This window comes from Streptomyces sp. NPDC031497 (genome assembly GCF_055580905.1).
The window spans coordinates 16,444-28,051 of record NZ_JBVIKO010000013.1; the positions used below are offsets into that span (position 1 = coordinate 16,444).

Consider the following 11,608-nt stretch of genomic DNA (forward strand, 5'->3'; position numbering starts at 1 on the left):
GTCGCTGCGACGCTGAACTGGACCGGTATCAGGCCACCCGGAGAGGAGCAGTACGGTGACCGACTTCAAGGTGACACCGGAGCAGATTTCGCTGGCGGCGACGTCGTGCGACAGCACGGCCGCGGAGATCCAGGGGCAACTCTCGGACCTCAAGACCTACGTGGTCAACATGGAGGGCTGGTGGCAGGGCATCGCCCAGGACACCTTCCAGGCCCTCATGCAGGAGTACGACATCTACTCCCGCATGCTCCACGACGCGCTCACCGACATCGCCAGCGGGCTGCGCGGCAACTACGTCAACTACACCGACACGGAGCAGCAGAACATCACCTCGATCAACAACATCGAGGCCGGTCTGTCGAGTGCCAACCTCAGCTGACGCATCGTCAGATCAGCCTTTCCCGACCGTCCCACACGGCATCCGGAACCACCAGGGAGTGAATCATGGCAGGAAACGTCGACGGCGCGAACCTCATGGTCAAGGAGGAGCTCGCCGGCTCGGGCACGCACATCAACGGCGTCGCCCAGACCATCGCGGACGAGCTCCACGACCTCATCAACAAGCTCCAGCCGGTCCTCGCCGGCGGGGACTGGAACGGCGCCGCACAGCAGTACTTCGAGGGCCTGGAAGCGGAGTGGAACTACGCCGCCAACGGTCTCTTCGGCCCGGGCGGCGTGCTCGGCGAGATCGCCAACGCGATGCACGTCAACTGGAACAACTACTCCGAGGCCGAGTGGGCCAACTCCCGTACCTGGCAGCACCGCTGACCGTCGCCCCGGCGGCGGAACACCCCTGCATCCCTGAGGAATCGTCATCGTGGATGAGCACTGCCGTATCACCGTCGTCGGCGAGCGCCGGAAGGTGGACCTCGCGGTCCCGGCCGGCGCCCCGATCGTGAGCTATGCCGACACCCTGGCCCGTCTGTGCGACCAGCGGGAGTCCGACATCATGCCGGCGGCCTGGACCCTGGGCGCGGCGACCGGGAGTCCCTTCGCCCCGGAGTGGTCGCTCTCGGAACTGGGCGTCACCGACGGGCAGGTCCTCTACCTGCGTGATGCCACCGCCGACGAGCTGGACGACCCGGTCGTGCACGACGTCGCCGAACGGGTCGCCGAGGTCTCCGAGGGCGCCCTGGACCGCCGCTGGGACGCCCGCTCCCGCACGTACACCCTGACCGCGCTCGCCCTGGGCTGGCTCGTCGCCACCCTGTTCGTGCTCGCCGCCCGGCACCGCCCGGGCACGGGCGTCCTGCTCGACCTCGCGCTGGCCGCGGGGCTCGCCCTGCCCGTGCTGGCGTGGGTCGCGATGGAGCGCGGCTGGTCCGTCCCGGCGGCCCTGCGGATGACGCTGGCCCTGTGCGCGGTGCCCGCGCTGGCCCTGTGCGCCTGGTCCGCCGCCCTGGGCTACGGCACCGAACAGCTCGGTGTGGAAGGCGTCATGACCAGGACCGGGCTGGCCGTTGCCGCCCTGGCCTTCGGCGCACTGCTCGGCGCCTTCCTCGCCGCCGTGGCGGCGCCGGCGGTGACCACCTCCGCCACCCTGTTCACGGCCGCCGTCGCGGCGGTGCTCGGCATCGGCCTCGCGGCGCTGCGGGCCAGCGGGATCCAGACGGCCTGCGTGGTCGCCGTGGTCGTGTTCGCCCTGCTCACCGTCGTGCCCTCGGCCGTCAGCGGCACGGTGGCCTTCACCTGGCGGCGGGTCAGGATGCGGGTGCAGGAGGAACCCCGCGACGACGAGGTCGCCCGCGCCGTGCGCGCCGCGACCGTCCTGCTGGCGACCTGGAGCGGCGCCCTGAGCCTGGTCCTCGGCGGCGGCCTTGTGGTCATGGCGGCCTCGGGTTCCCCGTACGCCAACCTCGCGGCCGGGCTGCTGGGGCTCGCGGCCCTGCTGCGCGCCGGGTCGGCCCGGCTGGTCGCCGAGGTGGTGCCGCTGCTGGTGGCCGGTACCGCCGGGCTGTTCACCCTGCTGATCACCGGCCCCGAGCGCTTCGGCTCGGGGAGCTGGCTGGGGCCCGTGTGCAGCGCCCTGACCGCGGCCGTGCTCCTGGTCTACGGATTCCGGCGCATGATGCGCCGCCCGGACCTGCCGGCGATGGCACGGCCCCGGTGGCTGGCCGGCTTCGGCTCGGTCCTGGCCGGCGGAAGTGTCGCCCTGGCGGTGGCGACGTTCGGCGCGTTCGGCGCCATCGTCAGCCTGGGGCGCCACATCTGACGGACCATCAACAAACGACCGTACGACTGTGACCGCCGACCCGCACAAGGCTGTGCGGGTCGGCGGTCACGACGGGGCTTTGCGGGAAGGACACGGCGCGATGTCAGGCGGCGGAGGAGTACCCGGCGGGGGAGAAGCCGCCGGCGAGCGCGGGGCTGCGGAACTCGTCCTCCTGGAGCAGGCCGAGTTCGATCGCCTTCCGGGTGAGGTCCGCCTTGTTGCGGACGTTCAGCTTGTTCCTGATCCGCTTCACGTAGGTGCTGACCGTGGCCTCCGTCAGTCCCATCCGCCGGGCGATCTGACCGTGCGTCAGCCCCGTGGCCAGCAGCCGCAATGCCTCCCGCTCCCGGTGGGCGAGGGCCGGGACGGGGGTGCCGGCGGGCTGCCGCAGCTCGTGGTGGAGCCGGGTGGCGAGGCCGGGCGCGATGTGCAGACCGCCCAGCGCGACCGTCTCCACCGCGCGCAGCAGCTCCTGCTCTCCCGCCTGCTTGCCGACACAGCCGTAGGCCCCGGCGCGCAGCGCGTCGGTCACCGGCTGCCAGCCCGCGAAGTCGGCGACCACCAGCACCCGTCCGCACTGCGTGAGGGCGGCGACGGTCTTGGCGAGCGACGGTCCGGGTTGCGGCGGAGCGCCGTAGACGACGACGTCCAGGCGCTGCGCGTCGGCTTCCGGCAACTGCGCGGGGTCCGCGGCCAGCGCGACCACCCGCAGCAGGGAGCTGCCGGAGAGCAGGGTCTCCAGACCCAGGCGCACGAGGCTGTGCTGCTCGACGACGGCGATCTGAGAAATCTGGGGGGACATGGCGCTCCTGCCATTCTCAGGTTTGGTGAGTTCCTGAGTACGAACGTAGTCGCCGCGTCAGCCCCCATCCCCGCTCTGGGCCCCGTGAGAGAAAACACGTGAACCTGCCCGTGACCTCGTACGTAACTCAAGTCGGGTGCCATGTGGCCGAGTTGCCCACCCGTGCGCCGCACCGCGGCTATTCGTCCTGCCATCCCTGTCCCTTTCCCAGGGTTATTCAGAAACACAACATTGAGGGGTGCTTTCTCGCATGATTGATGAGGACTGGCGCGAGTTCTCCTCCGCATTCGCCGAATCCGTACGGCCGGAGGACCCGCGCGGCCTGACCGGCAAACGCATGCTCGTGGTGAGCATCTCCACGCTCCTGGCCGTCGCCCTCGGAGCGCTGGTGTACGGCGCCTTCGGCGGCCCGGCCTTCGCCGTGCCCAGTGAGGTCAGGCCGATCGCCCCCAGCCCGGACGCCACGCCCTACCAGGCCGGCGGCCAGAGCTCCGGACAGACCTGGAAGGCCATCGCCGGCCCCGACTGCGCCGCCAGCAGCGACGGCTCCACCAGCTTCGCCGTGTACGGCTACTCCACCGGGACCGACGCCGACGGAACCACCGCCTGGACCAACTCCGACAGCGGCGGCTACACCGGCGAGGCCTGCACCGGCGGCTACCTCTCCATGCCGGTGTCCGGCAAGGCCGACGGCTACGACGCCACCCGTTACGCGCTGTGGAAGTACGACTTCAGCTCCCACTTCACGGTCGCGTCCTGCCGGGTCTCCAGCTATGTGCCCACCAACTCCTCCCGTACCCGGGTCGGCGGCTCGCCCGCCTACTTCTACTACTACGACGACGACTACGCCTTCGGCACCGGCGCCGACAAGCAGTCCAAGCCCCTCGGCGGCTTCCTGGTCGACCAGATCGGCAAGACCCACCAGGGCCGCTGGTACACCTCGCCCGCGTTCACCGTGCGGACCGGCCGGGTCACCGTCAGGCTCGTGGACGCCGGGGCCGAGCGCGGCGACGCGGCCGAGGGCGTCCATGTCGCCGCCGCCCAGCTGCGACTGACCTGCACCTCGACATGAGCGCCGGACTGCGTGTCGCCCCCCGCGGCTGGGGCACGTACAAGACCATCGTCGCCGCGGTCCGCGAGGCCCCGGAGGGCGCGGTGATCTCCGTCCAGCCCGGGACCTACACCGAGAGCGTCGTCCTGGACCGTGACATCACCCTCGCCGCCGAGAAGGGCCGCGGCACGGTACGGATCGTCGCCGGTGCCCATGGGCCGGCGCTCACCGTGCAGAGCCCCGGCGGCCGGATACAGGGCCTGGTCCTCGAAGGCCGCGGCAAGGAACCGGCCGTCCTGGTCACCGCGGGCGCGGTGGAGGTCAACGGCTGCGAGATCACCGGCGGCGGCGCCCAGGTCACCGGCACCGCCACCCCCGTCTTCCGGGACTGCGAACTCCACCACACCGGCGACATCGGCCTCTATCTCGCCGGAGACAGCCGGGCCGTGGTCGAGAACACCGGCATCAGCGACGTGGACGCCGTCGGCATCCTGGTGGACCACGGCGCGTCTCCCACCCTCACCCGGGTCTCGGTGACCCGCACCGGCGGCCATGGCATCCGGATCACCGGCGCGGCCCGCGCCGCCCTGGAGCTGTGCGCCGTGACCCACACCGGGGCGGCCGCCGTCGCCGTGGACGACAGCGCCCGGCCCGTGCTGCGCACCTGCCGGATCGGGGACAGCGAGGCCGGGGGAGTCGTCATCACCGGTGACGCCGGGGCCGACACCGCCCCCGACGACGACGCGGCCGGTGAAGCGCCGTCCGCCGGCGGCGAGTTCGGGGTCGCGCTGCGCGGCTGCGAGATCGCCCGCACCGGCCGGGACGCGGTGCATGTCACCGGACGCGCGGTCGCCTCTCTCATCGACTGCCGGATCAGCGACATCCGTGCGGCCGGCGTCGTCGCCACCGGTGCCGGCCGGCTGCGGCTGCACGACACCACGACGACCGACACCACCGGTTCCGGACTCGCGGCCGGCGGCGAGGCACAGGTGGAGGTACGCGGCGGAGCCTTCACCCGTTCCGGCGCCAACGGCGTCTACGCGGCGGACACTTCACGGCTCAGCCTCGTCGACTGCGCGGTCACCGTCTCCGCGTTCACCGGCGTCCACGCGGGCGACGGAAGCCGGGTGACCCTCCACGACAGCCGGGTCCAGGGCACCCCGGAACACGGACTGCGCAGTGTGGGCCAGGCCATGCTGACCCTCACCGACACCAAGATCGACGACGCCGAGCTGTGCGGCATCGAGGTGGACGGCGGCGACCTCTCCGCCCGCGGCTGCCGGATCACCAAGGCCACCACCGGCATCGCCCTGCGTACCGAACACCGCCCGCTCGTCGACGACTGCTCCGTCAGCTCCTGCTCCGGCGTCGGCATCGACATCGGCGCCGGCACCGCCGCCCTCGTCGTCGACACCCGAGTCACCGGCACCGGCGCCGCCGGGGTCTTCGTCCGCGAGGGCGCCGGCGCCTGGCTGAGCGACTGCTCCATCACCGACACCAAGGGCACCGGCCTCGTCGTCCAGGCGAAGGCCACGCCCCGGGTCCGCGGCACCACCGTCACCGGCACCGCGAAGAACGGCGTCTACCTCGCCGACAACGCCGCCGGCCGCTTCGAGGACTGCGACATCAGCGCCACCGGCTTCCCCGCCGTCTACGTCGGCAGCGCGGCGACACCGCTGCTGCGCGGCTGCCGTATCCACGACACCGACGAGGACCTCAAACTCGCCGACGGCGCCGACCCCACCATCGAGCGCTGCCGCGTCGACGACGTGAAGATCAGCACGATGCCCGAGGAGGCACTCGGCGGCGAACCGCTGCCCGCTCCGAGCGCCGGGGCGCTCGCCGTGGCACCGGGCGGGCGGGCCGGCGGCCCCGCGACACCGGACGCCAAGAGCACCGGAACCCGGCAGACCCGCGCCGAGAGCCTCTCCGAGGTACTGGCCGAACTCGACGACCTGATCGGCCTGGAGAGCGTCAAACAGGACGTCAGCACCATGGTCAAGGTCATGCAGCTGGTCCGCCAGCGCACCGAGGCCGGCCTCGCCGCCCCGCCGCTCAGCCGCCACCTGGTCTTCGCCGGCAACCCCGGCACCGGCAAGACGACGGTGGCGCGCCTGTACGGCCGTATCCTCGCCGCCCTCGGACTGCTCTCCCGCGGCCACCTCATCGAGGCCGACCGCGGATCCCTGGTCGGCGAGTACGTCGGCCACACCGCGCCCAAGACCACCGCCGTCTTCAAACGCGCCCTCGGTGGCGTCCTGTTCATCGACGAGGCCTACGCCCTCACGCCCGCCGGCCAGGGCAACGACTACGGCCGGGAAGCCATCGCCACCCTGGTCAAACTGATGGAGGACCACCGCGACGACGTCGTCGTCATCGTGGCCGGCTACCCCGAGGAGATGGAACGCTTCGTCGACATCAACCCGGGCCTGGCCTCCCGTTTCACCCGCACCCTGATGTTCGACGACTACGGCAGCGAGGAACTGGGCCGTATCGTCGAGTTCCACGCTGCCAAGCACGAGTACGAGCTGCCGGACGACACCCGCGAGGCCCTGCTCGGCTACTTCGGCGAGTTGGTCCGCGACGACCGCTTCGGCAACGGCCGCACCGCCCGACAGATCTTCCAGCGCATGACGGAACGGCACGCGCAGCGGGTCGTGGAACTGGTGGAACCGACCACGGACGACCTGGTGACCCTGCTCCCCGACGATCTGCCGACCGTCGCCGTCGAATGAGGGCGGCGCGGACGGCATGACGAACGGCGCCCGGCCGGAAAGTGGCCGGGCGCCGTTCGACGTGCGCGGAACCCGCTATATCGCCAAGTTCGACTCTGTGTCGCTTATCTGCACCGCCGGCTGGGCGCGCGGGCCGAGGTCCGGCATGGCCGACTCCGAGTCCGTCTCGGCGTAGGACTGGCCGGCGTTGTTGAGCAGCGCCGTGAAGGTGCCCATCAGTTCGATGCCGCCCGCGCCGTCCCGCATGACCTTTGTCAGCTGTGGGTTGATCGCCTCGGCGAACTGGGCTCCGCTCTCGGCGAGTTCGTCCGGGACCCAGCTCGCCGTCCGACCGCCGCCCACCACTTGACCGTTTTCCTGGCCGAACAGATTGGGGTCGTCGATGGCACCCTGCACCTTGGCCCGCAAGGTTTCGTACGCGCTCGACGCATTCGCGACGGCGTCGAGGAAGGTCTGCTCCGCCGCCCGCAGCGCGCCGAGGTCGATCGAGAAGGCGCTGCTGTCCGGAAGGGTGGGCATGGCGCTGCCCGACCCGCCTCCCGGCGCGGTGGGCACCAGGTCGGGGGACGTGGTGTAGGCCATGCTCAGCTTCGGCATGGTCACCATCTCGTCCGGCGGCTCGTCGTCGTCCGAGTCGTCGGTCGGGTTGGTGGTCGCCGTGACCCCGTAGATCTCGGCGTAGGTCTCGGCCGCGTCCTCCTGGTCGCCGTGATCGCTCGCGTCCGGATCGACGTTCGGTACCCAGGGGTCGCTCTGGTATTCCGATGCGTGCGGGCTCACGTCGTCGCTGTCGCCCATGGGACACCCCGCTTTCTTCGGTCATCGGCCTTCTGATTGACCTATCCATGGTGCCGGGATATCGACCGTCGCTCGACGTCCCCATTCCAGGACGTCCGTACGTCAGTAACAAGGATCTACGCAGTCTCCGACCATTCCACGACCCTTAACGTGCGGACACATATGAAGTCGCCGGCGGGGAGAGGAGACGGGGCGAGATGACGAACGCGCACACCGACGGCGAGGCGTTGATTCCCCTGGACCGGGGTCTGTTCGAACCCGCGACGGTTTCGACCGCCCAGGACGACGCCCAAACCCCGGATGCGCCGGACACACAAAACCCGGCTCTGGCGGAACCAGTTGTCGACGGGCACGGCTCCTTTCCCGACGGGGCCGACCACTCGCCTGACGGCGGACCGCTGACTCACCTGGACAGGTCGTTCTTCTCCCGGGCGACGAGCGAGCCCGACACGCCGGCCCACACCGACCACCACGGCCATCCGCCGGCGGATCATCCGGACGCCGGTGACACGGTAGGAGTCCGCCCCAACACACAGCCCGATTACGGGACTTCACCGACGGAGCCGACGTCGGTCACGCCGGCGGGCGACACCCATCCGTCACCGTCCACATCAGCGTCGCCGGAAACGGGCGCAACGACGACCACGACGGACACCGGCGACCCAGATCCCGGGCAGACCACGTCGGACGGCCCGTCCCTCACCGAACGCACCGTCGACGGCGAACATCTGCTGGGCTCCGACACCCAGGACGGCGGCTGGATCTCCCAGGACGGGACGGTCTATGTCTCGAGCGACGGCACGGTCGAGCATGGTCTGACGGCGCCGGACGGCGCGTTCCTGGCGAATGGTGAAGTTCTGCAGATCGACGGCCATTCGGTTTATGGGACCCGATTGGATGATGGGTCGTTCCTTTCCGAGGATGGAAAGACGATGGTCACGGCCGGTGGTGTGGTCGAGCATGGGCAGACCACGTCGGACGGGCAGTTCGTTACGGAGCGGACGGTTGAGGGCCAGGATCTGTGGGGTTCGGACACGCAGGACGGGGGCTGGATTTCCCGGGATGGGACGGTCTATGTCTCCAGTGACGGCACGGTCGAGCATGGTCTGACGGCGCCGGACGGCGCGTTCCTGGCGAATGGTGAAGTTCTGCAGATCGACGGCCATTCGGTTTATGGGACCCGATTGGATGATGGGTCGTTCCTTTCCGAGGATGGAAAGACGATGGTCACGGCCGGTGGTGTGGTCGAGCATGGGCAGACCACGTCGGACGGGCAGTTCGTTACGGAGCGGACGGTTGAGGGCCAGGATCTGTGGGGTTCGGACACGCAGGACGGCGGGTGGATTTCGCAGGACGGGACGGTCTATGTCTCGAGCGACGGCACGGTCGAGCATGGTCTGACGGCGCCTGATGGTGCGTTCCTGGCCAATGGTGAAGTGCGCACCGTCGATGGTGTGGAGGTTTACGGGACGCGGCTGGATGACGGGTCGTTCTTGTCGGAGGACGGGACGACGATGGTCACGGCCGGTGGTGTGGTCGAGCACGGTCAGACCACGCCGGACGGGCAGTTCGTCACCGAGCGGACCGTCGACGGTCAGTCGATGTGGGGCTCTGACACTCAGGACGGCGGCTGGATTTCGCAGGACGGGACGGTCTATGTCTCCAGCGACGGCGAGGTCGAGCACGGGCTGACCGCGCCGGACGGGGCCTTCCTGGCGAATGGTGAAGTTCAGCAGATCGATGGCCAGGCCGTTTATGGGACGCAGTTGGATGATGGGTCGTTTCTGTCGGAGGACGGGACGACCATGGTTACTGCCGATGGTGTGGTCGAGCACGGGCAGACGGCGTCCGATGGGCGGTTTCTGACCGAGCGGACCGTTGACGGTCAGTCGATGTGGGGTTCGGATACTCAGGATGGTGGGTGGGTTTCGCAGGACGGGACGGTTTATGTCTCGGCGGATGGTGAGGTCGAGCATGGTCTGACGGCGCCTGATGGCGCGTTTCTCGCGAATGGTGAAGTTCAGCAGATCGATGGTCAGACCGTTTATGGGACGCAGTTGGATGATGGGTCGTTTCTGTCGGAGGACGGGACGACGATGGTCACCGCCGATGGTGTGGTCGAGCATGGGGAGACCTCGTCCGACGGGCGGTTTCTGACCGAGCGCACTGTTGACGGTCAGGCGCTGCTGGGCTCGGACACCCAGGACGGTGGGTGGATTTCCGAGGACGGGACCGTATATGTCTCGGCGGACGGTCAGGTCGAGTACGGGCAGACCTCGTCGGACGGATCGTTCGTGGCGGACGGCGATGCGTCGGCCGGGGACGGCACGACGACGGTCGCGGACGACGGCACGACCACGGTCGTGGACGATGCCACCGCCGGCGACGGGACGACGACGTCCGACGGGACCGAGGAGACCACCTCGGGCGAGTCCGAGGAGTCGACGTCGGAGGACACTTCCTCCCTGACCTCGCGGACCGTCGGCGGGCAGACGCTGCTGGGGACCGCCACCCAGGACGGCGGGTGGATCTCCCAGGACGGCACCGTTTATGTCTCCCCCACGGATGAGGTCGAGTACGGGCTGACCGCGCCCGACGGTTCGTTCCTGCCGAACGGCCAGGTGCGGACCGTCAACGGCCAGCCGGTGTACGGAAGCGTGCTGAGCGACGGAACGTGGGTGTCGCAGGACGGGACCGTCGAGATCCAGCCCGACGGCACGGTCCTGAACGGACAGACCTCGGCTGACGGGCAGTTCCTCACCTCGCAGACCGTCGACGGTCAGACGCTGCTGGGGACCGCCACCCAGGACGGCGGCTGGATCTCCCAGGACGGGACCGTCTATGTCTCGGCCGACGGCGAGGTCGAACACGGCATCAGCACCCCGGACGGCAGTTTCCTGAAGGACGGGGTGACCAAGACCCTGCCCGACGGCACGGTGCTCTACGGCTATATGTCCGGCGGCGATTTCTACTCCTCCGACGGGACGACCATCGTCCTGGCGGACGGCACCGTACTCACCGGCACTCTCGACACCCAGACCGGCCTCTTCACCGGCTCCGACGGTTCCACCTACATGGTCACCGACAACGGAATCGAAGGCGCCACCCAGCAGAGCGACGGCTCCTATCTGCTCGCCGACGGCTCGACGGTGATGACCCCCGCAGCCTGGGCGGTCGACATCGGCCAGTTGGGAGAGGCCATCACCCTGGTCCGGAACCGGGCCGATGTGATCGAGGACAACATCAACACCATCCAGGATCAGTACCGCGTCATCGAAGACGCCTGGAAAGGCCCTGCCGGCACCACGTTCAGCGATGTCTCCACCGAGGTCAACAAAACCATGAGAGACCTCCAGGACCTCCTCACCGACATGATCGAACGCATGATGACCAGCAAGGCGAACTACATCTCCGCCGAGACCGCCAACACCGCCAATTCGCAGGGCTCCTGAGGAGGCATCAGGCCATGTCAGCCATTCCCCGTGACTACAACGCCGTCACGCTCTCGGTGGATCCGAACAGTCTCAACACGGCTTGCGAGCAAGTGAACTCAGCGGCCCAGAACATCAGTTACGCACTCACCGACATCATGAACTCCCTGGGCGAACTGCGGCTCTCGTGGACCGGCGACGCCGCGGACGTCGCCGACGACTTCAACGCCCGCTGGACGGCGGTGACACAAGAGTTCTACGGCACGCAGGAGGCCGAGGACCGTAACAACGCCACCGACGGGGCGTACTACGAAAACGTCCCGGGAGCCCAGGGCGTCATCAACGTCCTCACCGGAGGCATCGCCAAGGCCGCGCAGAACTACGCCAACTGCGAAGGCGCCGTAAAGGCGATGTTCCAGCAGTTCCACACCCAGATGGTGCAGGCCAACAGTCCGGAATGGCAAGCCGCGCACCCCTCGGGTCCGCCCTCCGACACGGTGGACCAGCCGAGCGGCACGCCGAACGAGAACTACCACACCACCGCGGTCAACGAAACCGGATTCTGAGGTAGCCCCGATC

General features: G+C 69.2%; 9 protein-coding genes. 7 read left to right on the plus strand and 2 right to left on the minus strand.

The genetic code is table 11. From position 1 onward, the window contains the following. The first annotated feature begins 55 nt into the window (after nt 1-55). The 3 genes from ACZ5K7_RS25860 to ACZ5K7_RS25870 all read left to right on the plus strand — a co-directional run bounded on the left by ACZ5K7_RS25860 (nt 56) and on the right by ACZ5K7_RS25870 (nt 2,212). Nucleotides 56-379, plus strand: a complete 324-nt coding sequence (locus ACZ5K7_RS25860) for a WXG100 family type VII secretion target (protein ID WP_351710677.1) — start codon at nt 56-58, stop codon at nt 377-379. A 65-nt stretch (nt 380-444) separates the two neighbouring features. Further along, nucleotides 445-768, plus strand: a complete 324-nt coding sequence (locus ACZ5K7_RS25865) for a WXG100 family type VII secretion target (RefSeq protein WP_351710679.1) — start codon at nt 445-447, stop codon at nt 766-768. Between the two features lie 49 nt (nt 769-817). Further along, nucleotides 818-2,212: an EsaB/YukD family protein gene (locus ACZ5K7_RS25870; RefSeq protein ID WP_468916622.1), complete on the plus strand. Its 1,395-nt coding sequence runs from the start codon at nt 818-820 to the stop codon at nt 2,210-2,212. 103 nt (nt 2,213-2,315) lie between these two features. Here the strand turns inward: ACZ5K7_RS25870 and ACZ5K7_RS25875 are convergent, their stop codons facing one another. Then, nucleotides 2,316-3,014 carry a response regulator transcription factor gene (locus ACZ5K7_RS25875; protein WP_351710683.1) on the minus strand — a complete coding sequence of 233 codons (699 nt, stop codon included), beginning with the start codon at nt 3,012-3,014 and terminating at the stop codon, nt 2,316-2,318. Nucleotides 3,015-3,264: 250 nt separating this feature from the next. Between ACZ5K7_RS25875 and ACZ5K7_RS25880 the strand changes: the two genes are divergently transcribed. After that, a complete protein-coding gene (locus ACZ5K7_RS25880) occupies nt 3,265-4,086 on the plus strand; it encodes a hypothetical protein (RefSeq protein ID WP_468916625.1) in 822 nt (273 codons plus the stop codon). Further along, nucleotides 4,083-6,800, plus strand: a complete 2,718-nt coding sequence (locus tag ACZ5K7_RS25885) for a right-handed parallel beta-helix repeat-containing protein (RefSeq protein WP_351710687.1) — start codon at nt 4,083-4,085, stop codon at nt 6,798-6,800. Before ACZ5K7_RS25880 ends, ACZ5K7_RS25885 begins: the two co-directional genes overlap by 4 nt. A 75-nt stretch (nt 6,801-6,875) precedes the next feature. On the opposite strand, the gene ACZ5K7_RS25890 is transcribed toward ACZ5K7_RS25885, so the two are convergent. Continuing rightward, nucleotides 6,876-7,598: a hypothetical protein gene (locus ACZ5K7_RS25890; protein ID WP_351710689.1), complete on the minus strand. Its 723-nt coding sequence runs from the start codon at nt 7,596-7,598 to the stop codon at nt 6,876-6,878. Nucleotides 7,599-7,795: 197 nt separating this feature from the next. Here ACZ5K7_RS25890 and ACZ5K7_RS25895 point away from each other — a divergent pair, with 197 nt between their 5' ends. Continuing rightward, a complete protein-coding gene (locus ACZ5K7_RS25895; protein WP_468916629.1) occupies nt 7,796-11,050 on the plus strand; it encodes a WXG100 family type VII secretion target in 3,255 nt (1,084 codons plus the stop codon). A gap of 14 nt (nt 11,051-11,064) precedes the next feature. After that, the gene (locus tag ACZ5K7_RS25900; protein ID WP_351710693.1) at nt 11,065-11,595 is read left to right on the plus strand and encodes a WXG100 family type VII secretion target; all 531 of its coding nucleotides are present in this window, start codon (nt 11,065-11,067) and stop codon (nt 11,593-11,595) included. Nucleotides 11,596-11,608 lie beyond the last annotated feature (13 nt).